The following is a 23185-nucleotide window of genomic DNA, read 5'->3' on the forward strand; positions in this document are numbered from 1 at the left end:
GCGTGGTGGAGCATTTCGCGGTCCGCGGTGGAGCCCGGCTGTCCGGGTCCGTGGACGTCGTCGGGGCCAAGAACAGCGTGCTCAAGCTGATGGCTGCGGCACTGCTGGCCGAGGGCCGTACGACGCTGGAGAACTGCCCGGAGATCCTCGACGTGCCGCTGATGGCCGACGTCCTGCGCAGCCTCGGCTGCACGGTGGCGATCGAGGGCTCGACGGTGCACATCGACGTCCCGGCCGATCCCGGGGCCGAGGCCGACTACCGATCGGTGTCGAAGCTGCGCGCGTCGGTGTGCGTGCTGGGCCCGCTGGTGGCCCGCTGCCGGCGCGCGGTCGTCCCGCTGCCCGGCGGCGACGCGATCGGCTCCCGGCCGCTGGACATGCACCAGGCGGGGCTGCGCAAGCTCGGTGCGACCACCGACATCGTGCACGGCAGCGTCACGGCCTCGGCCGGGGACCTGCACGGCGCGCAGATCTGGCTGGACTTCCCCAGCGTCGGCGCGACCGAGAACATCCTGATGGCCGCGGTGCTCGCCAACGGCAGCACGGTGATCGACAACGCGGCGCGCGAGCCGGAGATCGTCGATCTCTGCGTGATGCTGCAGCAGATGGGCGCCAAGCTCGAGGGCGTCGGATCGTCGACGCTGACCGTGCACGGCGTCACCGGCCTGCAGCCGACCACACACCGGGTGATCGGCGACCGGATCGTCGGCGCGACCTGGGCGTTCGCCGCGGCGATGACCCAGGGCGAGGTCACCGTGCGCGGGGTGGACCCGCACCACATCGACCTGGTGCTCGACAAGCTGGGCAGCGCCGGTGCGCAGATCACCACCGGCGACGACGAGTTCTCCGTCGCGATGCCGCACCGTCCGCACGCCGTCGACTTCGTGACGCTGCCCTACCCGGGCTTCGCGACCGACCTGCAGCCGATGGCGATCGCGCTCTCCGCCGTCGCCGACGGCACCTCGATGATCACCGAGAACGTGTTCGAGGCCCGGTTCCGCTTCGTCGACGAGATGGTGCGTCTCGGCGCCGATGCCCGCACCGACGGCCACCACGCGGTGATCCGCGGGCGCGAGGAGCTCTCCAGCGCCCCGGTGTGGGCCAGTGACATCCGCGCCGGTGCCGGTCTGGTGCTCGCGGGGCTGTGCGCGGAGGGGACCACCGAGGTCTGGGACGTCGCGCACATCGACCGCGGCTACCCGCGGTTCGTGGAGAACCTGTCCGCGCTGGGTGCGGACATCCGCCGGGTGGCCGGCGAGCCGGACCGGTAGCCCGGCGCCGCGGATCTCGGCCGCGGCCCTCAACCGCGGACCTCAGCTGCGCCCGTCGCGGTGCAGGACGACCTTGGCGTCCTTCACGTCGTCGGGGAACACGAGCAGGGCGTGCGCGCCGTCGTCGGTACGGGCGACGGTCGCGCGGATGCCCTCGGCACGCAGCCGGTCGCGCAGCACCGTCGCCGCCTCCGCGCCCGGGACGCGGGAGACCTCGGTGAGCAGCCCGGTCGCGACCGGGTCGTCGGGGTCGTCGGTCGGGATGCGCACGTTGCGCTGATGCCCGAACGTCCAGCGCAGCAGGAGCGCGAGCACGCCGAGGGTCACCAGTACGCCGAGCACCTCGCCCAGCCGCGGGACCACCTCGACGCTCATCCCACGATCGTCGCAAACAGCGTTGCCGCGTGCAGCGGTCCGGCGCCGTCGTGTGCTGTCGTCTGCTGCGGCCCGGCGTCCCGGCCACGGCTCTGCTCACCTGCCGCCGCCCACCGGCGCGGACCCACCTGTCGGCCAGGGTGAACCGATCAAGTGCCCGGTTTCCCGCGCGATTCGCGTACTTTGCCACGCACAGCGGTGTGACGAGCGACGACTCCGGTACGGAGATCGGCTACCCGTCAGTAGTATCCCCGCCACAGAGCTGAACGTCGCCGGCTGGACGCCGCCGATGGGCCTGTACCGACTGTGCCGACGACGACGCGGAGGTGTCCGGTGCCGTACCCGACCGATCGTGAACGCGACCGACCGTGGGTCATCCGCACCTATGCCGGGCACTCCTCGGCCGAGGCGACCAACGAGCTCTACCGGCGGAACCTGGCCAAGGGGCAGACCGGCCTCTCGGTCGCGTTCGACCTGCCGACCCAGACCGGCTACGACCCCGACGACGAGCTGGCCAAGGGCGAGGTGGGCAAGGTCGGCGTGCCGGTCAGCCATATCGGCGACATGCGGACCCTGTTCGCGGGCATCCCGATCGCCGAGGCCAACACCTCGATGACGATCAACGCGCCGGCCATGTGGCTGCTCTCGCTGTACGTGGCCGTCGCCGAGGAGCAGGCCGAGGCCGAGGGTCTCGACTACGCCGACGTGCGCGCCAAGCTCGCAGGGACGACGCAGAACGACATCGTCAAGGAGTACCTGTCGCGGGGCACCTACGTGTTCCCGCCCGGGCCCAGCCTGCGCCTGATCACCGACATGGTCGCGTGGTCGGTCACCGAGATCCCCAAGTGGAACCCGATCAACATCTGCAGCTACCACCTGCAGGAGGCCGGGGCGACGCCGCAGCAGGAGCTGGCGTACGCGCTGTCCACGGCGATCGCGGTGCTCGACTCGGTGCGCGACTCCGGGCAGGTGCCCCCGGAGAAGTTCGGCGACGTCGTCGGGCGCATCTCGTTCTTCGTCAACGCCGGGCTCCGGTTCGTCGAGGAGATGTGCAAGATGCGGGCGCTCGGACGCCTGTGGGACGAGATCACCCGCGAGCGCTACGGCATCGAGAACCCCAAGCAGCGGCGCCTGCGCTACGGCGTCCAGGTCAACTCGCTGGGCCTGACCGAGGCGCAGCCGGAGAACAACGTCCAGCGCATCGTGCTGGAGATGCTCGCGGTCACGCTGTCCAAGGACGCCCGTGCACGCGCGGTCCAGCTGCCGGCGTGGAACGAGGCGCTCGGCCTGCCGCGGCCGTGGGACCAGCAGTGGGCGCTGCGGATGCAGCAGGTGCTGGCCTACGAGACCGACCTGCTGGAGTACGAGGACATCTTCGACGGCTCGCACGTCGTCGAGGCGAAGGTCGCCGACCTGGTCGAGGGGGCCCGCGCCGAGATCGACCGGGTGCAGGAGATGGGCGGCGCGGTCGCGGCCGTCGAGTCCGGCTACATGAAGGGTGAGCTGGTCAGCTCGCTGGCTGAGCGGCGCCGCCGGCTCGAGTCCGGCGAGGAGACCGTGGTCGGGGTCAACAAGTTCGACACGACCGAGCCCAGCCCGCTGCAGGCCGAGGGCGCCGGGGCGATCTTCACCGTCGACCCGGCGACCGAGCAGTCCGCGATCGACGCCGTCCGTGCCTGGCGGGCCGACCGGGACGCCGCTGCCGTCGAGGAGTCGCTGCGCGCGCTGCGCGACGCGGCGAAGACCGACCAGAACCTCATGCAGATCTCGATCGACTGCGCCAAGGCCGGCGTGACGACCGGCGAGTGGGCCGGCGCGCTGCGCGAGGTGTTCGGCGAGTTCCGCGCCCCCACCGGTGTCGCCTCGGCGTCGGCGTCCGGGGAGGCGGCGACCGAGATCTCCGAGGTGCGGGAGAAGGTCCGCAGCACCGGCGACGAGATGGGCCAGCGGCTGCGGCTGCTGGTCGGCAAGCCGGGGCTCGACGGGCACTCCAACGGTGCCGAGCAGGTCGCCGTCCGGGCCCGCGACGTCGGCTTCGAGGTCGTCTACCAGGGGATCCGCCTGACGCCGTCGCAGATCGTCGCCGCCGCGGTGCAGGAAGGCGTGCACGCCGTCGGGCTGTCGGTGCTCTCCGGCTCGCACCTGGAGGTCGTGCCGGCCGTGGTGCGTGGGCTGCGCGACGCCGGAGCCGGGGACGTGCCGGTCGTCGTCGGCGGGATCATCCCGCCTGAGGACGAGAAGGCGCTGCGCGAGGGCGGGGTCGCCGCGGTGTTCACGCCGAAGAACTTCCGGCTGACCGAGATGATGGGCGAGATCGTCGCCCTGATCCGGGAGGCGCAGGGTCTCGACTGAGGCAGGCGGTGCCGGGCGGCGCACCCCGTCCGGCACCATCGGTCGGGTGAGCGAGATCGAAGTGCGTCCGGCGATCCCGGGCGACATCGACGACGTCCTCGCGCTGTGGGCCGAGGCGGCAGAGAACGCCGACCGCCCGGTGGACCGGCACGAGGCGGTCGCCCGGCTGCTGGAGCGGGACCCCGAGGCGTTGCTGCTCGCGGTGGACCCCCGGGGCGCGGTCGTCGGGACCGTGATCGCGGGCTGGGACGGCTGGCGCGCGCACCTGTACCGGCTGGCGGTACACCCCGGGCGCCGTCGGCAGGGGATCGCGACGACGTTGCTCGACGCGGCCGCCGACCGGCTCGTCGCCCTCGGTGCGATGCGGCTGGACGCGATGGTCCTCGAGGGCAACGCCGACGGGCAGCGGCTCTGGGAGCGGGCCGGCTTCGTCCGCCAGGACGGGTGGCGGCGCTGGGTGCGGTGAACCATCAGCCCCTGCCGGGAGCACCGTGGAAAGTGGATCGGTAGCCGGTCGGTGAGGTGGCGAGCCGGTCGCGCAGGTGCCGGCGCAGCGACGCGGCGGTGGCGAACCCCGCCTCCCGGGCGACGTCGTCGACCCCCAGGTCGGTGCGTTCGAGCAGGTCGCGGGCCCGTTCCACCCGTTGCAGGGTGATCCAGCGGCCGGGGGAGACGCCGACCTCGTCGCGGAAGCGGCGGGTGAAGGTGCGGACGCTCATGGCCTCCTGCGCCGCCAGCTCGGCCAGACTCACCGGCCGGTCGAGGTGCGTGAGCGCCCAGGCCCGTGCCCGGGTGGTCGACGAGCCGGACGGCTCCGGGATCGCCCGGCGGACGAACTGCGCCTGGCCACCCTCACGGTAGGCGGGCACGACGGCCTCGGCGGCCACCTCGTTGGCGACGGCGGCGCCGTGGTCGGTGCGGATCAGGTGCAGGCAGAGGTCGATGCCCGCGGCCTCCCCGGCGGAGGTGAGGACCCGGCCCTCGTCGACGAACAGCACGTTCGGGTCCAGCGTGACCGCGGGGAACCGGCGGCGGAACCGGTCGGCCGAGTTCCAGTGCGTCGTCGCCCGACGGCCGTCGAGGAGGCCGAGCTCGGCGAGGACGAACGCGCCGGTGCAGATCGACGCGATCCGGGTGGCCGGGTCGAGCCGGGTGAACGCCTCCCGCAGCTCGGCCGGTACGGGGCCACCGGGCCCGTAGTCCTCCTTCGCCGCGGGGACGACGACGGTGCCGGCTGTCGCGAACGCCTCGAGCCCGTGCTCGACCGTGATCGTGAAGTCCCCGGTCGTGCGGACCGAGCCCGGGGCGACGGCACAGGTGACGACGTCGTAGAGCGGGGTGCCGTCCGCGGCGTGGGCCATCGGGAACAGCTGGTGCACCAGGCCGAGCTCCATCGGCAGCACTCCGTCGCGGGCCAGGACGACGACTCGGTGCGGGGGCGTGCACGCCGTCATGGCCTGATCCTCACACATGTTGTCCATCCGGCCACTCGTCGCGGCGGGACCGACGGCCGACGCTCGGGGCATGCACGCTCTCCGTGTTCCCCGTCCCCGGATCCGGCGCCCCCGGATCCAGCGCCCCCGGATCCACCGTGCCTGGTGGGTCGCCGCCGTCGTGGCGCTCGTGATCGTCACCGAGGGCTGGTCGACCGGGGTACCGAACATGCTGACGGAGCCGGTGCTCGCGCAGCTCGGCTGGTCGCGCGGGGTGCTCGGAACCGCCTTCGCGATCAACATGGCGCTGTACGGGCTCACGGCGCCGTTCGCCGCGGCCGCCATGGACCGGTTCGGGATCCGGCCGGTCGCGCTGCTCGCCCTCGCTCTGGTCGTCGCCGGAGCATTGGTCACGACGACGATGTCCCTGCCTGCGCAACTCATCCTCGGCTGGGGGCTGCTGGTCGGGCTGGGCACCGGGGCGCTGTCGCTGACCTTCGGCGCGGTGGTGACCGAGCGCTGGTTCCACGCCCGGCGCGGGCTGGTCAGCGGGGTGCTGACGTCGTCGAGCATGTTCGGCGGCATGGTCCTCATGCCGTTGCTGGCGTGGGTGATGCACCACCACGGGTGGCGGGCCGGCGTCGCGACGGTCGGCGGTGCGTCGTTGCTGCTGGTCCTGCCGGTGCTGCTGGTGGTGCGCGACCACCCAGCGAGCGTCGGGACCCGGCCGTACGGTGCGACCGGGTTCGTGCCGCCGCCCGCCCGTGCCGACGGCGGGCTCGGCCGGGCGCTCGTCGTCCTGCGGCGGGCGCTGGCGACACGCGCGTTCTGGTTGCTCGCGCTGACGTTCGGCGTCTGCGGTGCCTCGACGAACGGGGTCATGATGACCCACTTCGTCCCGGCCGCAGGCGAGGTGGGTATGCCGACCGTCGTCGCGGCGGGGCTGCTCGCGGTCATGGGCGTGTGCAACGTCGTCGGCGCGGCGGCGTCGGGTTGGCTCACCGACCGCTACGGCCCGGTGCTGCTGCTCGTCGGGTACTACGGGGCACGGGCGGTCAGCCTCGTGCTGCTGCCGTCGGTGCTCGGGCCCGGTGCCGGGACGGCCGCCGTGGGGTTCGCGGTGGCCTACGGGCTGCTCGACCTCGCGACCGTTCCGCCGACGATCGCGTTGTGCCGGACGTACTTCGGGCCCGGCAACGGTCCGATCGTGTTCGGCTGGGTGAGCGCGGTGCACGCGCTGGGAGCCGCGTCCGCCGCGTACCTGGGCAGCGTGGGACGAGAGGTCTCCGGTGGCTACGACGCGGTCTGGTACGTCTCGGGTGTGGCTTGCGTCGGTGCCGCCGTGCTGGCCCTGGGGCTCCGGGCTGGCAGGGAGCCGGCGCCGATCGCGCGGTGAGGGCACGGCTGTGCCCTTCGGCAAGGCCCGTGCGCTCATCCCGGCACCGTCGCCTTCTCGCCCATGCGCGGTTCGGGCACGGGGATCCGGCCCGTGTCGGGCACGAGCAGATTCGGCTGCCGCCGAGGCCGGCGGTCGGCGTCGATCCACGCCGGTGGAATGAACTCGGGCAGCCCGTCGCGAATGCGCACCAACCATCCGGGCTTGTGTATCAACCGGTGATGCGCCTTGCAGAGCATGACCAGATTGCTTATCTCTGTCGGGCCGTTCATCTCCCACGGAACGATATGGTGGATGTCGCACCACGACGGTGGCCGATCGCAGCCCGGATGTGCACATCCCTTGTCCCGGGCGGTGACCGCGCGGCGCATTCCGGTCGGAATGGTGCGCTGCGCCCGCCCGACGTCGAGGGGTTCGCCCTTGCCGTTCATCACGACCGGTACGACGGCGGCGTCGCAGGCCAGCATCCGCAGGCTCTCCGGTGTGCACTGCCCACCGAAGTGCAGCAGCGCGCCGGCTGCCCGCCGCTCGAGGTCCTCGAGCCGGATCAGTACCGATACGACAGGACGACGTCCACCGGTCTCGGGCAGCTCGTCGCGTTCCAGCGCGGTGGAGCAGATCTCATGGAGCGCCTCGGCCTGGCGTTGCTGCGGGGAGCGCTCGTCGGCCTCGCCGCGCGGTGCCGACAGCGAGTCGATCGCTGTCGCGACGGCGTCGAACATGGCGGCGTCGTCGTAGCGGCCGGTGATCCGTCCGCCGGCGCCGGAGCGGTTCGCGACGACCTGGAGCGTGTTCAGGTCGGGTGCCGGCTCGTCGTCCGGGTCGGGGCCGTTCTCGTCCAGCTCGTCGATCAGGCCGACGGCGAAGGACCGCAGCTCGTTCGGGGTGAAACAGGCGGCGTGCTCGGCGATCTGCCGCTCGGCCGCGGCGAGCGCCTCTGCCGGGACCCGCTGCGCGGCATGGGAGCTCATCGCCGTGGCGATCACGTCCACGTGCGCGAGACCGATCCGGCCCTCGGCGAACTGCTCCGCGGTCGCGGGCAGCGCCGGCGGCAATGTTGCGCCGGTGGCATCGGTGCGCCGGTGGACGTGCTCGGCGGCGCGAGTGAACCTCTTCGCGTCGCGCCGGTCGACGCCGAGCAGGTCGGACAGGGCGGCGTCGGCGCTCCTGTAACCACGGTCTGCGAACGCGCCCTCCCGGTCCAGGTCGGCCAGGGTGGACACCGTCAGCTGGTCGGCCTGACGCCGCACGCCCGCGCACAGGGTCAGTACGGACAGTCGGTCGGCGGCGTCGGCGCCCGGGCCGGCGGCAGCGGCCAGTGTGCTCATCGCCTCGGTGAGGAGGCGATGAGCGTTCGCGAGCCGGTCGCTGGGCATGACTCGAGTGTACTCGAACAAGTGTTTGATCAACAGTTGTCGGGCGCATTTTTTCGACCGCTCGACGAAGAGGCTGTTGTTGCGTGCCGAACCATTCGGTCGGCGAATCATATGACACGAAACGTTCGGCACCGAACGATCGGGAAGTGGCCGCTCCGGTGATCGTGACGATTCGGTGCGCGCCGGAGAATTCGTGATGATCGACTGCGATCCGGATGATCGTCAGTGCGATTCCGCCGTGGCGACCTCCCGTCGGGAGGCCACGACCTCAGTCGTTCCCGTTCCGCTCGGCGTCGCGCTCCTCGCCACGCTTGCGCAGCAACGAGAATCCCGGAATCCCACTGATCGCCTGCCGCACGTCCTTGAGGACGTCGAGCAGCTCGTGCACGTCCGGGCCGACCCGGTCCAGGGTCGCCAGGATCGGCATGATGTCGGTCTCCATGTGCTCGGTGAGCTTCGGGAGCTGGTCGACGAGCCGGATCGCGGCCTGGACCTCCTCGTCGGACAGCTCCTCGACGAAGCGCTGCGCGAGCGGTGCCGCGGACCGGGCGATCGGACCGTAGAGGTCGATCAGCTCGCCGGCCTCGCGGCTGGCGTCGGCGGCGTCGTCGACGACTCCGGACGCCCGGTTGGTCACCTCGCGCGCCGCGTCGACGATGCCGGTCGCGGAGCCGGTGACGACCGAGACCTGCTCGACCAGGTTGCCCGCCTCGTCGGAGACGACCGTGACCTGGCGGATCAGGTTGCCGGCCTCGTCGGTGATGCCGCCGACCGAACGGACGAGCGTCTTCGCCTCGTCGGTGACGCCGGTGACGTCCCGGACCAGCGTGGTCGCCTCCTCGGTCACTCCCGACACGTTGCGGACCAGGACGGTTGCCTCGTCGGTCACCCCGGAGACGTTGCGGACGAGTTCGGTGGCCTCGTCGGTGACACCGGAGACGTTGCGGACCAGCGTGGTCGCCTCGTCGGTCACGCCCGACACGTTGCGGACCAGCGTGGTGGCCTCGTCGGTCACGCCGGAGACGTCGCGCACGAGGACCGTGGCCTCCTCGGTCACCCCGGACACCGTCCCGACCAGCGTCTCGGCCTCGGCGCTGACGCGGGCCACCCGGCCCATCAGCTCCTCGGCGCCGCCGGCGACACCCTCCACCCGGTCGACGACGCCGTCGACCCGGTCCAGCAGTGCCTCCGCCCGTCCCGCGATCACCCCGATCCGGACGACGAGCGAGCCGGCTTCGTCGAGCAGGGCGCCGGCCCGGGCCGGCAGTGCGGAGACCTCGGCCGCGAGACTCCCGGCCCGGTCGGCCGCGACGGACGCCCCGGCGACGATGTCGGAGGGGCCGAAGAGGACGGGTATCCCGGCGATGCGCAGGGCCATGGCGCGATCCTCGCACCGCGGAGCCCCGCGTGCGGGCCGGAGCGGCACCCGTACGGGGTGGTCAGGGCTGCGCGGTACGGGCGCAGAGCTGTGCGGTCGTCAGGCCCGGCGGCGGGACGTCGTCGGGGGTGAACCCGAACGGCTCGGTGATCTGCAGCCAGCGCCCGGAGTCGTGCAGCGCGGTCAGCGCCCGGTCGAACTCGTCGCGGAACTCGGTGTCCGACGGGCGGAACGCGAAGCCGCCTGCGCCGATCGCCGGCCGGCCGCCGATCATCGGGGTGAACCCGGTGGTGACCTCGACGCCGGACCCGGCCGCGGCACGCACCTCGGCGAGCAGCGACGCCCGGGTCAGCGCGCCGACCTGGGCGCGGCCGTCGGCGACGGCGTTCACCAGCGTCGTCTGGTCCGGCACGTACTGGATGCGGTCCGGCGGGATGTTCGCGGCGACCGCGAACTCGGCCTCCGCGCCGCCGCTGACGACGGCGAGCGTCGCCCCGCTGCGTGCCACCCCGGCGAGCGTCGCCACGCCCAGCGGGTTGCCCTCCCGTACGACGAGCGCGCTGCGCGACATGTAGTCCGGCCGGGAGAAGGTCACCTGCTGGCAGCGGAGCGGGGTGATCGTCAGCCCGACCGCGACCATGTCGACCCGGCCCTGCAGGAGTTCCGGGATCAGCTGGTCGAACGACGTCTGGACCGCGAGGACGCCGTTGCCGCCCAGGTCGCGCGCCACCGCACGGGCGACCTCGGGGCTCTCCCCGGTCGGTCGCCCGGATCCGTCGATGTAGCCGAACGGGCGCTCGCCGTCGAGCCCGATCACGAGGTCGCCACCACTGCGAAGCCGGGTCAGCGGGTCCGAAGCCTCCCGGCCGCAGCCGGTCAGCAACGGACCGGCCAGCGTCGCACCGCCGAGTGCCGCCGCGGCGCCGAGCAGGCGCCGTCGGCTCAACGGTCGGGGAGTCATGGTCCGGGAGAGCCTAGGCGATCACCGCGTGCGGTCTAGTCGGGCCACTCCGGGGCGCGCTTCCCGAGGAAGGACTCCATCCCCTCGCGCGCACCGCCGGACTGCGACATCGAGGCCATCACCTCGCCGGCGATGGCGTAGGCGTCGTCCTCCGGGCGGTCGAGCTGGGCGTAGAGCGTCTGCTTCCCGACGGCCTTGGACAACCGGCTGCCCCGGGTCGCGCGGGCGAGCAGGTCCTCGACCCGGGCGTCGAGCTCGTCGTCGGGTACGGCGTGGTTGACCAGGCCCCAGTCGGCGGCGGTCGCGGCGTCGATCGGGTCGCCGGTCAGCGACAGCTCCATCAGCCGTTTGCGGCCGATCGAGCGCGCGACGGGGACGGCGGGGGTGTGGCAGAACCAGCCGCCCTTGCCGCCGGGCAGCGCGAACGTCGCGGAATCGGCGGCGATCGCCAGGTCGCAGGAGGCGACGAGCTGGCAGCCCGCCGCCCACGCCGTCGCGTGCACCCGGGCGATCACCACCTGGGGGGCGGACTCGATGGTGCGCATGACCGACGTGCACAGCTGCAACAGGTCGCGGACCTCGGCCAGGTCGCGCTCGGCGACGTCCCCGAAGTCGTGCCCGGAGGAGAAGGCCGGGCCCTCCCCGGCGAGCACGATGCCGGTCGCGTCGCTGCGGGATGCGGTCTCGAACGCGTCGAGCAGCTCGCGCAGGTGCTCCTCGGAGAGCGAGTTGCGCCGCTGCGGCCGGTTCATCGTGATGCGGACCATGTCGCCGTCCTGCTTGACCAGCAGGTGCTCGTAGTCGGCCATGACCCCGACCGTATCTCGACAACACCGTCGCACGGGTCTACCGTGACTGTCTGACCAGATTTCATTATCTGGTCACGGCGTGGGTGGGCGAGGGGGAGCGGTGGCCGTACCGACCGAGCAGGGTGTGGCAGGGGCCGACGGCGAGCGGGTCGAGCGGGTGCTCGACGCCGCCGCGGAGCTGCTGGTGCGGTGGGGCTACCGGCGGGTGACCGTCGAGGACGTCGCGCGGCACGCCGGCGTCGGCAAGGGCACGGTCTATCTGCACGTCCGCACCAAGGACGCGCTGTTCCTGACCGTTCTGCTGCGCGCCCAGCGGCGGCTGTTCGGAGACCTGGCCGAGCAGATGACGCTCGACCCGGCCGTCGCGCTGCCGTGGCACATGACCCGGGTCCTCTACGACCGGCTCCGCGCCGACGACGTCTCCCGCGCCCTCTACCTCGGCGACGGCGAGGTGCTGGGCCGCCTCGCCCACGAGGCCTCCGGGACCCTCGGCGCCCTGCAGGAATGGCGGAACTCCGCGGTCCGAGAGCACTTCCGGCTGCTGCGCGAGACGGGTCTGATCGAGGTCGGCGGGTTCACCGCCGACGAGCAGATCCACGCCTGGGGGGCGGTCTGCTACGGCTTCTTCGCCACCACCGGATGGCCACCGGAGCAGGACCCCTTCGCTCCCGCCGACGCCGACCGGCGCGGTGAGCTGCTCGACCACGCCGTGCGCGGCCTGCTCGGCGGGCACGCCGACGGCCCGGACCCCGATCCGGCCCTCGCCGCGCGGATCGCCGCGCTCTACCGCCCCCTGCTCGACCACCTCGACGACGAGTGGCGCAACCGCGTCCGCTGATCCCGCCATCCGGGTCCACCACCCCGGGCCGAAGGAGATCGCCATGACCGCACCGGCCGAACCGCAGGACCTGCTGGCTCCGGAGCTGATGACCGACCCGTACGGGGCCTACGCCCGGATGCGGGAACAGGCGCCCGTCCGGACCGTGTCGATGATGGGCTCGCCGCCCGCGGTGATGGTGACCCGCCACGACGACGTCCGCACCGTGCTCACCGACCCGCGCTTCGTCACCGACCCCGAGCTCGCGGGCAACGCCGCGGACCCGATGCGCGCGGCGATCTTCGAGCAGCTCGGCATCTCCGCGGACCTCGCCCAGTACCTGCTGCGCAACATCCTCACCACCGACGGCGCCGAACACGCGCGGCTGCGCAAGCTGGTCTCGCGGGCGTTCACGGTGAAGCGGGTGCAGGGGCTGCGGCCGCGGGTCGAGGAGATCACCGCCGCACTGCTGGACCGGATGGCCGCCGCCGACGGTCCGGTCGACCTCGTCGAGGCCTTCGCCTACCCGCTGCCGATCACCGTCATCTGCGAGCTGGTCGGGGTGCCGGAGGACCAGCGGCCGCAGTGGCACGAGTGGGGCCGCGACATGGTCGCGCTGAACCCGGAGCGCACCCCGACGGTGCTGCGCGCGGCCGTCGATCACGTGCAGGAGCTGGTCGCGGCCCGCCGTGCCGCACCCGCCGACGACCTGATCTCCGGCCTGGTCCGGGCCCAGGAGGACGACGGCGACCGCCTTTCCGACACCGAGCTGGTCACCATGGTGTTCGCCCTGGTCATGGCCGGGCACGAGACGACCGCGCACCTGATCACCAACGCGGTGCTCACCCTGCTCATCCACCCCGGCCAGCTCGCGGTGCTGCGGGAGGACCCGGAGCTGTGGCCGCGCGCGGTCAACGAGCTGATGCGGCTGCGCGGCCCGGTGCAGTTCACCCAGTTCCGCTACCCGGCCGAGGACCTGGAGCTCGGCGGCACCACGATCGCCCGCGGCACGCCGGTGATCGCCGGGCTGCTCCCGGCCAACCACGACCCGCGCGCCTACGACCATCCCGACGAGCTCGACGTCCGCCGGTACGCGGGCCCCGGCGACGGGCACCTCGGGTTCGGCCAGGGGCCGCACTACTGCCTGGGCGCGGCACTAGCCCGGCAGGAGGGCGAGGTGGCGCTGCGGATGCTGTTCGACCGGTTCCCGGATCTGGCCCTCGCCGTGCCGGCGTCGGAGATCGTGTGGGAGCCGCGCCCGGGGTTCAGCTCGGTGGCCGAACTGCCGGTGCGGGTGCACTGATCCCGGGCACCCCGGTGTCCGGCGCCTGCTCGTCGGCCGGGACGTCGGTCGCCGGGGCGTCGGGCACGGTGACCAGCACCGAGGTCCCCTCGCCGGGGGCCGAGCGGACCTCGGCCGCGCCGCCGATCAGCTCCGCGCGCTCGCGGATGGAGGACATGCCGTAGCCGTCGTCGCGGCCCGGCTCGCCGTGCGGGGCGAAGCCGCGGCCGTCGTCGATGATCTCCAGCCGGACGCCGTGGTCCCCGGCCGCCAGCCGGACGAGCACCTGCTGCGCCGCCGCGTGCTTCAGCACGTTCTGCAGCCCCTCCTGCCCGATCCGGTAGAGCGCGACCTCCACGTGGTCGGGCAGCCGCCGGTCGTCGAGGTCGAGCCGGACGTCGATGCCGGGCAGGTCCCGGACCAGTGCGGCGAGCGCTCCGGCCAGCCCGAGGTCGTCGAGCACCGGCGGGCGCAGTGCGCCGATCGCCGCACGCGCCTCGTCCAGGGTGGTGCCCACCAGCCCGGCCGCGTGGCCGAGCTGGGCGCGGGCCTCGTCGTCGTCACCGTGGTCGAGCAGGGTGCCCGCGGCGTCGAGGTGGAACGACAGCGTGACCAGCCGCTGGGAGATCCCGTCGTGGATGTCGCGGGCCAGCCGGCGCCGCTCGGTCTCCTGCGCGGTGACGGTCTGCTCGGCGAACCGCTCGTGTGCGCGTTCGCGGGCCTCGAGCCTGCGGTGCATCCGGGCCTGGTGCAGCGCCGCGGCCAGCAGCCGCCCGATCGCCAGCAGCAGCCGGACGTCGCGGTCGCCGAACTCCCGGCGGGCGACGGTGTGCACGTTGAGGACCCCGGCAAGCCCGTACGGCTCGGAGATCATCGGCACCGAGACCATCGAGGTGTAGTCCTCGCCGCGCAGCTCCGGGATCGGCAGGTAGCGCGGGTCGGCGGTCTTGTCCTCGGTGAGTACCGCGGGCTCCCGGTGCGCGGCGACCCAGCCGCTCACGCCCTCGCCGAGCGGCAGGTGCACGGTCCCCACCAGCGCGTCGAACGGCGGGGTGGCGCCGGCCAGGGTGAGCGCGGTGTCGCCGTCGTCGAGGACGTGTACGAAGCACACGTCGGTCGCGGTCGCCTCGGTGATGACCCGGGCGACGGCCGCGGCCAGCGGCTCCACCCCGGGCCCGGACGCGGTGGCCTCGATGATGTCGAGCAGGACCGCGTTCTCCCGCTCGGGGTCGCCCAGCCCCAGCCCGCGCCCGGGGCCGGACACCCCCGCCTCCACGACCGCACCCGGTGTGATCGGTGTCATGGGACCCACAGTAGGGGTGTACCCCGACAGTTCTCGACCGTCGCCGGGCGGAGCGAGCCTCAGTCCTTGTCGTGCAGGGCCAGCAGCGCCCAGGCGGCGAGGGTCTGGGCGTCGGTCAGCTCGCCGCGGCGCACCATGTCCTCGAACTCGGCGGGGGTGAACCAGGCCGCGCGCATGTCCTGCTCCTGGTGCTCGCGCTGCGGCGGCCCGGCGGTGAGCCCGGTCGCGAGGTAGACGTGCCCGCGCTGGCTGGACATGCCGGGTGCGACGTCCAGCATCCCGAGGAAGGTCATCCCGGCCGCGGCCAGCCCGGTCTCCTCGACCAGCTCGCGTACGGCCAGCTCGGCCGGGTCCTGATCGGCACGGTCCGGTGCGGTGCCTGCCGGGAACTCCCAGCGGCGCGCCCCGACGGGGTAGCGGTACTGCTCGACCAGGTGCAGGCGGCCGTCCTCGTCGCGCGGGATCACCAGGGCGTAGGTCGGCTTGTCGACGACGCCGTAGATCCCCTCGGTGCCGTCGAGGCGGCGGATGCCGTCCTCGCGGACGGTCATCCAGTTGTTCGTGTAGACCCGGCGGGTGGAGGTCTGCTCGATCACCCGCCCAGACTGGTGCATCGGGCCTTCCTTACAGTGAGCCGGGTGCGTCTCGTCATCGCCCGCTGCCAGGTGGACTACGCCGGGCGGCTGACCGCCCACCTCCCGATGGCCCCGCGGCTGCTGCTGGTCAAGGCGGACGGATCGGTGAGCATCCACGCCGACGACCGCGCCTACAAGCCGCTCAACTGGATGTCACCGCCGTGCTGGCTCACCGAGGAGCCGGGCGTCTGGACGGTGAAGAACAAGGCCGACGAGTCGCTGGTGATCACCATCGACGAGGTCCTGCACGACTCGTCCTACGAGCTCGGCGTCGACCCGGGCCTGGTCAAGGACGGCGTCGAGGCCCACCTGCAGGAGCTGCTGGCCGCGCACCCGGAGACCTTCGGCGAGGGGTACACCCTGGTCCGCCGCGAGTACATGACCGCGGTCGGGCCGGTCGACCTGCTCTGCCGCGACGCCGACGGCGGCCACGTCGCGGTCGAGGTGAAGCGCCGCGGGGAGATCGACGGCGTCGAGCAGCTGACCCGCTACCTCGAGCTCATGAACCGCGACCCGCTGCTGGCACCGGTGCAGGGGATCTTCGCCGCGCAGCAGATCAAGCCGCAGGCGAAGACGCTGGCCACCGACCGGGGGATCCGCTGCGTCACGGTGGACTACGACGCGCTGCGCGGGATGCAGTCCTCGGACATGACGCTGTTCTGAGCCCGGCCCGGCCCGAGGTTTCTGTGTCCGGCCCGGACCGAATGTTCTGTGTCCCTTCGGTAGTTCTGTGTTTCTTCGGTACCGGAGACCGGTGGACAACGCCGCGCGGGCGTCTAGTCTGCGCTCGTGAGTGCCACCGCTGCTGACTCCGCCTCCGACTCCCGGCCCGGTGCCGTCCCGGCTCCCACCGAGACCTTCGCCTCGCTCGCGCCGCGCACCGGTGCCGAGCTCGGCCGTTACCCCGTCCACGGCGACGTGCACGTGCGCGCCGCCGTCGACGCGGCCGCCGAGGCGGCGGCGTGGTGGGGTGGGCTGAGCTTCCGCGAGCGCCGCACCCGGCTCGTCGCGTGGCGGAAGGTGCTGGCCGGGCAGCTGGACCGGGTCGCGCGGGTGGTCGCCGACGAGACCGGCAAGCCGTTCGACGACGCCCGGCTCGAGGTCGTCCTGGTCATCGACCACCTGGACTGGGCGACGGCGAACGCGGAGAAGGTCCTCGGGCGGCGCTCGGTCTCACCGGGCCTGCTGATGGCCAACCAGGCGGCGTCGGTGGCCTACCGGCCGTTCGGCGTCGTCGGGGTGATCGGGCCGTGGAACTACCCGGTCTTCACCCCGATGGGCTCGATCGCCTACGCCCTCGCCGCCGGCAACACGGTCGTGTTCAAGCCCTCCGAGCTGACCCCCGGCGTCGGGCACGAGCTGGCCCGCACGCTGGCCGAGGCCGTCCCCGAGGTCGGCCGGTACCCGCTGCTGAGCGTGGTCACCGGCTTCGGCGCCACCGGCGCGGCGCTGTGCACCGCCCCGGGCGTTGCCAAGATCGCCTTCACCGGATCGGCCCCGACCGGGCGCAAGGTCATGGCGGCGTGCGCGGAGAACCTCGTCCCGGTGCTCATGGAGTGCGGCGGCAAGGACGCGCTGATCGTCGACGCCGACGCCGACCTCGAGGCCGCCGCGGACGCCGCGGTCTGGGGCGGGATGTCCAACGCCGGCCAGACCTGCGTGGGCGTCGAGCGGGTCTACGTCGCCGACGCCGTCGCCGACCGGTTCGTCGCGCGGGTCCGCGAGCTGGGTGCGGCGCTGCAGGTCGGGACGGCCGCGAACGAGGGCGACCTCGGCCCGATGACGATGTCCTCGCAGACCGACGTGGTCCGCAGGCACGTCACCGACGCCCTCGAACGCGGTGGCCGGGCGGTGCTCGGCGGCGCGGACTCCGTGCGCGACGACGGCCGGATCGACCCGGTGGTGATCGTCGACGTGCCGGAGGACTCGGTCGCGGTCACCGAGGAGACCTTCGGCCCGCTCGTCGTGATCAACCGGGTGCCGGACGTCGACGAGGCGGTGCGGCGCGCCAACGCCACCGGCTACGGCCTGGGGGCCACGGTGTTCTCCGCGAAGCGTGGCGAGGAGATCGCCGCACGGCTGCGCTGCGGGATGGTGTCGATCAACGGGGTCATCTCGTTCGCCGGAATCCCGTCGCTGCCCTTCGGCGGGGTGGGGGAGTCCGGCTTCGGGCGTATCCACGGCGCCGACGGCCTGCGCGAGTTCACCCGCGCGCAGTCGGTGGCCCGGCTGCGGTTCCCGATCCCGCTCGTCGTGACCAGCGTGAAGCGGACGTCGCGGACGATGTCGACGCTGGTCGGGCTGGTGCGCGCCCGCTACGGCCGGTAGGGCTGACCTCTCGACCAGGTGGCCCTGGTCGCACGTTACCCATCAGTAGCCGTCCGGATGGCAGGATCGCCCCCGACGTGGAAGACAGAGTTGTCCAATCGGGAGGTTGCAGCGTGGCACGCGAGTTCCGGACCGTCGGGGTGATCGGCCTCGGCACGATGGGCGCGGGGATCGTGGAGGTCTTCGCCCGCAACGGCCTCGAGGTGATCGCGGTCGAGGTCGACGCCTCCGCCGGTGATCGTGGACGGGCCCACCTGGAGGCCTCCACCGGACGCGCCGTCGAGCGCGGCAAGCTCACCCAGGAGCAGGCCGACGAGCTGCTCGGGCGCATCACGGTGACCACCGCCCTGGCCGACCTCGCGCCGGTACAGCTGGTGGTCGAGGCGATCCCGGAGAGCCTGGAGGCCAAGGCGTCGGTGTTCGCCGAGGTCGACAAGGTGGTGGACGAGGACACGATCCTCGCCTCGAACACCTCGTCGCTGTCGGTCACCGAGCTGGCGGTGCGCACCACGCGGCCCGGCAAGGTCGTCGGGATGCACTTCTTCAACCCGGCGCCGGTGCAGAAGCTGGTCGAGGTCGTGCGGACCGTCGTCACCGAGCCGGACGTCGTCTCCGACGTGCAGGCCTTCGCCGACTCCCTCGGCAAGGTCCCGGTCGTCATCGGCGACCGCGCCGGCTTCATCGCCAACGCGCTGCTGTTCGGGTACCTGAACCACGCGGCGAAGATGTACGCCGAGCACTACGCCAGCCGCGAGGACCTCGACGCCGCGATGCGCTTCGGCTGCGGCTACCCGATGGGCCCACTCGCGCTGCTCGACCTGATCGGGCTGGACACCGCCTACGAGATCCTCGAGACGATGTACCGCGAGTCGCGCAACCTGATGCACGCCCCGAACCCGGTGTTCAAGCAGATGATCACCGCGGGGCTGCTGGGCCGGAAGACCGGGCGCGGCTTCTACACCTACGAGGCGCCGCACAGCTCCACGATCGTCGCCGACGGCGAGACCCCGGAGTCGGACATCCCCACCGACGTCACGCTGCGCGACGTCACGCGGGTCGGCGTGGTCGGTACCGGGACGATGGCCTCGGGCATCGTCGAGGTGTTCGCCAAGGGCGGCTACGACGTCGTCGTCCGCGGGCGCAGCGACTCCAAGGTCGAGGCCTCGATCGCCCACGTGCGCAAGTCCCTGGACAAGGCCGTGGCCCGCGGCAAGCTGGAGGAGGCCGACCGCGACGCGATCATCGGCCGGATCACCGGGACCACCGCGCTGGAGGACTTCGCCGACGTCGACCTGGTGGTCGAGGCGGTCGCCGAGGAGCTCGACGTCAAGCGCGCGATGTTCGGGGCGCTCGACGAGATCTGCAAGCCCGGCGCGATCCTGGCGACGACGACGTCCTCGCTGCCCGTCGTCGAGTGCGCGGCCGCGACCAGCCGGCCCGGCGACGTCATCGGGATGCACTTCTTCAACCCGGCGCCGGTGATGAAGCTGGTCGAGGTCGTGTCGACCATCGGTACCTCGCGCGACGTGTCGGCGACGATCCTGCAGGTCACCAAGAACCTGAAGAAGGTGCCGGTGAGCTGCGGCGACCGCGCCGGGTTCATCGTCAACGCGCTGCTGTTCCCGTACCTCAACGACGCGGTGAAGATGCTCGAGGCGCATTACGCGACCGCCGACGACATCGACGCCGCGATGAAGACCGGGTGTGCGCTGCCGATGGGGCCGTTCGAGCTGCTCGACGTCGTCGGGCTCGACGTGTCCCTGGCGATCGAGCGTTCGCTGTACTCGGAGTTCCACCAGGCCGGCTTCGCGCCGGCGCCGCTGCTGGAGCACCTCGTCACCGCCGGGCGGCTGGGCCGCAAGACCGGGCACGGGTTCCGGGACTACACGAAGCGCTGAGCCACGCGGGTCCGGCGCCGGGACCCGGTGCCCGGCACGGCCTGGGAGAATGGGCTCATGGCCCGCGGACGTTCGAGACGGCCCCGCCCCACGGAGAGGGGGCGGGGCCGTCCCGTCGCGCCTCCGCTCGGCAGCGGCATGATCACGTCGCAGGAGAGCGGGCGCGACGGCGAGTGGAACGTCCGCCGGGTGCCCGGCGGATCCTCGGTGAAGACCTACCGGTGCCCGGGATGTGACCAGCTGCTGCCGTCGGGGACGCCGCACGTCGTGGCGTGGCCCGCGGACGACACCGGTGGGGTCGAGGACCGGCGGCACTGGCACCAGCCGTGCTGGAACGCCCGGGACCGGCGACGGCCGGGTTTCCGGCGGCACTGAGGCCCGGACGGTCGCTGCAGCGGCGGCTCCGCGGGTGCCCGGCTCGCCGCCCGGGGCGCGCGCCGTTCGGGGCCCGGGCCGCTCGGGCCGCGCGGTGCCGGGACGTGGTGGCGCCGTGGGGCTCGCCGCGTCAGCGCGAGGTCTGAGCGGGCTGCTCGGACTGGCCGTTGCGGGGCTGCGGCGTCGGCCGGGGCCGGTCGTCGCGGGGCCGGTCGTCCCTGGGGCGGTCGTCCCTGGGGCGGTCGTCACGGTGGCGGCCGTCGTGCGGGCCACCGTTCGGATGCCCGGCGGCCGCCGGAGTCTGTCCCGGGTGCTGGGCCTGCCCCGGGGACTGAGTCGTACCCGGGGACTGGGCCTGCCCCTGGCCGCGGTTCTGCGGCGTCGCCCGTGGCGCTGCCCCGGATGCCGAGGGAGTCGCCGGCACCGCACCCGGGCCCTCGCCGGGGACGCCCTCCGGCGCGGGAACGGCGGGCCCCGTACCCAGGTCGCCGACCCCGCCCTCGATCAGCGAGCGGGTGGCGTCGAGCTGCTCGGCGATCCGGGTGCGCAGGTCACCCAGCTCCTGGACGCGACGACGGGCGCGCTCGGTGACGTCCGCGGCGTCGCGCCGGGCGTCCTCGCGCATCCGGTCGGTCTCGGCGCGGGCCTTCTCCCGGGCGACGCGGATCTCCTCGTCTGCCTTCGCGCGACGGCGGGCGATCTCGTCGGACAGCCCGTCGCGCTCGGCGATCAGCGCGGTCAGGGCCTCGGCCCGGCGCTGGTCCATCGCCATCCGGAAGTCGTGCTCGACCTGCTCACGGTTCTCGCGGGCCTCGGTGTCGGCCCGGGTGATGCGCTCGTTGACCGTCCGCTCCTGCTCGGAGAGGTCACGGTCGGTGTTCTGACGCTGCTCGGCCAGCGAGCGCTCGGTGGTGGAGCGCAGGTCGGCGAGCTCGGCCTCGGTGCTGCTGCGGGCCTCCGCAAGCTCGGCCTCGGTGCTGCTGCGCGCCTCGGCGAGCTCGGCCTCGGTGACCCGGCGCTTCTCGGCCAGCTCCGCCTCGGTGCTGTTGCGGTTCTCCGCGAGCTCGGCCTCGGTGCGGGTGCGCAGATCGGCGAGCTCGGAGCGGACGCGGTTCTCCTCGTCGCGCAGGGCCCGCTCGCGCTCCTCGGCCCGGCGGTCCAGGTCGGCACGGTGGGCCTCGGCGTCGGCGGCGATCCGCGCGGCCTCGGCCCGGGCCTGCTCGATGACGGTGCGGGCGTGCTCCTCGCCCTGGCGGCGCTGCTCGCCGATCTCGCGGTCGGCGCGGCCGCGCATCTCCGCGACCTCCTCCTCGGCGAGGCGGAGCATCGACCGGAGGCGCTCGCTCATGCCCTGCACGCTCTGCGGCGGGCCGGAGAGCCGGTTGGCCTGCTGCCGGGCTGCCTCGGCGCGGGACCGCGCGTCGTCGAGCTCGCGGCTCAGCCGGCTGTTCTGGGCGACCGCCGCGTCCCGGTCGGCGGCCAGCATCCGCACCTCGGCATCGAGCCGGCGCAGGTGACTGTCCACCTGAGCCTGGTCGTAGCCCCGTCGTCCGACCGTGAAACCGGTCCGGGGGACGGGTACATCGTGGTCACCGGCCATGGGTGTCACCGTACCTGCGCCGCCGTCCGTCGGAAGTCTGTGAGCTCGACGACGTCATGAGGTTCACCTGCCACCGAGCGGAGTATCCGCCCGTCCCTCGGACGGGCGGATACTCCGTGTCGAACGGGTGAGCGATCAGACGCCGCGGAACCGGTTGATGCCGTCGATGAACTTCTCGCGCTTCTCCGGGTTCGTGACGCCGAGGCCCTCCTCGGGCGCCAGGCCCAGCACGCCGACCTTGCCCTGGTGGGTGTTCTGGTGGACGTCGTACGCCGCCTGGCCGGTCTCGGCCAGCGGGTACACCCGCGACAGCGTCGGGTGGATCATGCCCTTCGCGACGAGCCGGTTCGCCTCGAACGCCTCGCGGTAGTTCGCGAAGTGCGAGCCGACGATCCGCTTGAGGTTCATCCAGAGGTAGCGGTTGTCGTACTCGTGCATGTAGCCCGAGGTCGACGCGCAGGTGGCGATGGTGCCGCCCTTGCGGGCCACGTAGGTCGAGGCCCCGAAGGTCTCCCGGCCGGGGTGCTCGAACACGATGTCCGGGTCCTCGCCGCCGGTGAGCTCGCGGATCTTGGCCCCGAAGCGCTTCCATTCCTTCGGGTCCTGCGTCTGCGGGTCGGACCAGAACTTGTAGCCCTCGGCGTTGCGGTCGATGACCAGGTCCGCGCCCATGGCCTTGCAGATCTCGGCCTTCTCGGGGGAGGAGACCACGCAGACCGGGGTGGCGCCGCCGTTGAGGGCGAACTGGGTCGCGTAGGAGCCGAGGCCGCCGGAGGCGCCCCAGATCAGCACGACGTCGCCCTGCTTCATGTCGGCGCCGTTGCGGGAGACGAGCTGCCGGTAGGCCGTCGAGTTGACCAGCCCGGGCGAGGCCGCCTCCTCCCAGGTCAGGTGGTCCGGCTTCGGCATGAGCTGGTTCGACTTCACCAGTGCCAGCTCGGCGAGCCCGCCGAAGTTGGTCTCGAAGCCCCAGATGCGCTGCTCCGGGTCCATCATCGTGTCGGAGTGCCCGTCCGGGCTCTCCAGCTCGACCGACAGGCAGTGCGCGACGACCTGGTCGCCAGCCTTCCAGTTGTTCACGCCCGGCCCGGTGCGCACGACGACGCCGGCGAGGTCGGAACCGACCACGTGGTACGGCAGGTCGTGCCGCTTGGCCAGCGGCGACGTCTTGCCGTAGCGCTTGAGGAAGTTGAACGTCGAGAGCGGCTCGAAGATCGAGGTCCAGACGGTGTTGTAGTTGATGGCGCTCGCCATCACCGCCACCAGGGCCTCGCCCGGTCCGAGTTCCGGCACCGGGACGTCGTCGAGGTGCAGGCTCCGGCGGGGGTCCTTCTCCTTGGTCTCGAGGCCCTCGAACATGTCGGTGTCCTCGGCCCGGACGGTGACGCCCTGGTAGGTCTCGGGGACCTCCAGGCCGCCGACGTCGGCGAACTCTCCGGCGAGGATGGCGTCGCGGATGTCCTTCACTGCTGGTCCTCCGATGGCGACGTTGCTAGGGGAGTGGCACGAGCACGCGGTCCCGAGCCGTGCAGCGATCCCGGCTCGGGAGCCGGGGTCTGCTTGGGATACCGCAAGTTACTGCGCAGTATCGTAATC

General features: G+C 72.7%; 20 protein-coding genes. 10 read left to right on the forward strand and 10 right to left on the reverse strand.

Annotated features, from left to right (window positions below):
• Window positions 1-2: 2 nt before the first annotated feature.
• Window positions 3-1271, forward strand: a complete 1269-nt coding sequence (gene murA, locus ACLE50_RS04795) for a UDP-N-acetylglucosamine 1-carboxyvinyltransferase (protein WP_410942104.1) — start codon at window positions 3-5, stop codon at window positions 1269-1271.
• Between the two features lie 42 nt (window positions 1272-1313).
• Here the strand turns inward: murA and ACLE50_RS04800 are convergent, their stop codons facing one another.
• Window positions 1314-1646, reverse strand: a complete 333-nt coding sequence (locus ACLE50_RS04800; protein WP_410942105.1) for a hypothetical protein — start codon at window positions 1644-1646, stop codon at window positions 1314-1316.
• A 333-nt stretch (window positions 1647-1979) separates the two neighbouring features.
• Between ACLE50_RS04800 and ACLE50_RS04805 the strand changes: the two genes are divergently transcribed.
• Together ACLE50_RS04805 and ACLE50_RS04810 are read left to right on the forward strand one after the other, a co-directional pair.
• A complete protein-coding gene (locus ACLE50_RS04805) occupies window positions 1980-3998 on the forward strand; it encodes a protein meaA (RefSeq protein WP_410942106.1) in 2019 nt (672 codons plus the stop codon).
• A 46-nt stretch (window positions 3999-4044) separates the two neighbouring features.
• Window positions 4045-4464, forward strand: coding sequence for a GNAT family N-acetyltransferase (locus ACLE50_RS04810; RefSeq protein WP_410942107.1), 420 nt, complete (start codon window positions 4045-4047; stop codon window positions 4462-4464).
• A 4-nt stretch (window positions 4465-4468) separates the two neighbouring features.
• Here ACLE50_RS04810 and ACLE50_RS04815 read toward each other — a convergent pair whose 3' ends face one another.
• Complete coding sequence (locus ACLE50_RS04815; protein ID WP_410942108.1) at window positions 4469-5452, reverse strand: GlxA family transcriptional regulator; 984 nt, start codon at window positions 5450-5452, stop codon at window positions 4469-4471.
• Window positions 5453-5522: 70 nt separating this feature from the next.
• Here ACLE50_RS04815 and ACLE50_RS04820 point away from each other — a divergent pair, with 70 nt between their 5' ends.
• A complete protein-coding gene (locus tag ACLE50_RS04820) occupies window positions 5523-6827 on the forward strand; it encodes an MFS transporter (protein ID WP_410942109.1) in 1305 nt (434 codons plus the stop codon).
• A 35-nt stretch (window positions 6828-6862) separates the two neighbouring features.
• On the opposite strand, the gene ACLE50_RS04825 is transcribed toward ACLE50_RS04820, so the two are convergent.
• From ACLE50_RS04825 to ACLE50_RS04840, 4 genes are all read right to left on the reverse strand, one after another.
• Complete coding sequence (locus tag ACLE50_RS04825) at window positions 6863-8314, reverse strand: HNH endonuclease signature motif containing protein (protein ID WP_410942110.1); 1452 nt, start codon at window positions 8312-8314, stop codon at window positions 6863-6865.
• Between the two features lie 157 nt (window positions 8315-8471).
• The gene (locus ACLE50_RS04830) at window positions 8472-9581 is read right to left on the reverse strand and encodes a methyl-accepting chemotaxis protein (protein ID WP_410942111.1); all 1110 of its coding nucleotides are present in this window, start codon (window positions 9579-9581) and stop codon (window positions 8472-8474) included.
• A 61-nt stretch (window positions 9582-9642) separates the two neighbouring features.
• On the reverse strand, window positions 9643-10527 hold the full coding sequence (locus ACLE50_RS04835) for a transporter substrate-binding domain-containing protein (protein WP_410942112.1): 885 nt from the start codon (window positions 10525-10527) through the stop codon (window positions 9643-9645).
• Between the two features lie 50 nt (window positions 10528-10577).
• A complete protein-coding gene (locus tag ACLE50_RS04840) occupies window positions 10578-11351 on the reverse strand; it encodes an enoyl-CoA hydratase-related protein (protein WP_410942113.1) in 774 nt (257 codons plus the stop codon).
• Between the two features lie 100 nt (window positions 11352-11451).
• Here ACLE50_RS04840 and ACLE50_RS04845 point away from each other — a divergent pair, with 100 nt between their 5' ends.
• Window positions 11452-12189, forward strand: coding sequence for a TetR/AcrR family transcriptional regulator (locus ACLE50_RS04845; RefSeq protein WP_410942114.1), 738 nt, complete (start codon window positions 11452-11454; stop codon window positions 12187-12189).
• Window positions 12190-12232: 43 nt separating this feature from the next.
• Window positions 12233-13471 carry a cytochrome P450 family protein gene (locus ACLE50_RS04850; protein ID WP_410942115.1) on the forward strand — a complete coding sequence of 413 codons (1239 nt, stop codon included), beginning with the start codon at window positions 12233-12235 and terminating at the stop codon, window positions 13469-13471.
• On the opposite strand, the gene ACLE50_RS04855 is transcribed toward ACLE50_RS04850, so the two are convergent.
• A complete protein-coding gene (locus ACLE50_RS04855) occupies window positions 13434-14753 on the reverse strand; it encodes a GAF domain-containing sensor histidine kinase (protein WP_410942116.1) in 1320 nt (439 codons plus the stop codon). The two genes, ACLE50_RS04850 and ACLE50_RS04855, sit on opposite strands and share 38 nt — an antisense overlap.
• Window positions 14754-14812: 59 nt before the next feature.
• Window positions 14813-15367 (reverse strand): NUDIX domain-containing protein, encoded by a 555-nt coding sequence (locus tag ACLE50_RS04860; protein WP_410942117.1) that lies wholly within the window; start codon window positions 15365-15367, stop codon window positions 14813-14815.
• 24 nt (window positions 15368-15391) lie between these two features.
• Between ACLE50_RS04860 and nucS the strand changes: the two genes are divergently transcribed.
• The 4 genes from nucS to ACLE50_RS04880 all read left to right on the forward strand — a co-directional run bounded on the left by nucS (window position 15392) and on the right by ACLE50_RS04880 (window position 19989).
• A complete protein-coding gene (nucS, locus tag ACLE50_RS04865; RefSeq protein WP_410942118.1) occupies window positions 15392-16051 on the forward strand; it encodes an endonuclease NucS in 660 nt (219 codons plus the stop codon).
• 126 nt (window positions 16052-16177) lie between these two features.
• A complete protein-coding gene (locus tag ACLE50_RS04870; protein WP_410942119.1) occupies window positions 16178-17716 on the forward strand; it encodes an aldehyde dehydrogenase family protein in 1539 nt (512 codons plus the stop codon).
• 113 nt (window positions 17717-17829) lie between these two features.
• A complete protein-coding gene (locus tag ACLE50_RS04875) occupies window positions 17830-19614 on the forward strand; it encodes a 3-hydroxyacyl-CoA dehydrogenase family protein (RefSeq protein ID WP_410942120.1) in 1785 nt (594 codons plus the stop codon).
• Between the two features lie 138 nt (window positions 19615-19752).
• On the forward strand, window positions 19753-19989 hold the full coding sequence (locus tag ACLE50_RS04880; protein WP_410942121.1) for a hypothetical protein: 237 nt from the start codon (window positions 19753-19755) through the stop codon (window positions 19987-19989).
• A 130-nt stretch (window positions 19990-20119) separates the two neighbouring features.
• Here ACLE50_RS04880 and ACLE50_RS04885 read toward each other — a convergent pair whose 3' ends face one another.
• Together ACLE50_RS04885 and ccrA are read right to left on the reverse strand one after the other, a co-directional pair.
• A complete protein-coding gene (locus ACLE50_RS04885; protein WP_410942122.1) occupies window positions 20120-21589 on the reverse strand; it encodes a coiled-coil domain-containing protein in 1470 nt (489 codons plus the stop codon).
• 135 nt (window positions 21590-21724) lie between these two features.
• Window positions 21725-23056, reverse strand: coding sequence for a crotonyl-CoA carboxylase/reductase (ccrA, locus tag ACLE50_RS04890; protein WP_410942123.1), 1332 nt, complete (start codon window positions 23054-23056; stop codon window positions 21725-21727).
• Window positions 23057-23185: the final 129 nt, after the last annotated feature.

Source organism: Pseudonocardia phyllosphaerae, assembly GCF_046546475.1.
GTDB classification, from domain to species: domain Bacteria; phylum Actinomycetota; class Actinomycetes; order Mycobacteriales; family Pseudonocardiaceae; genus Pseudonocardia; species Pseudonocardia phyllosphaerae.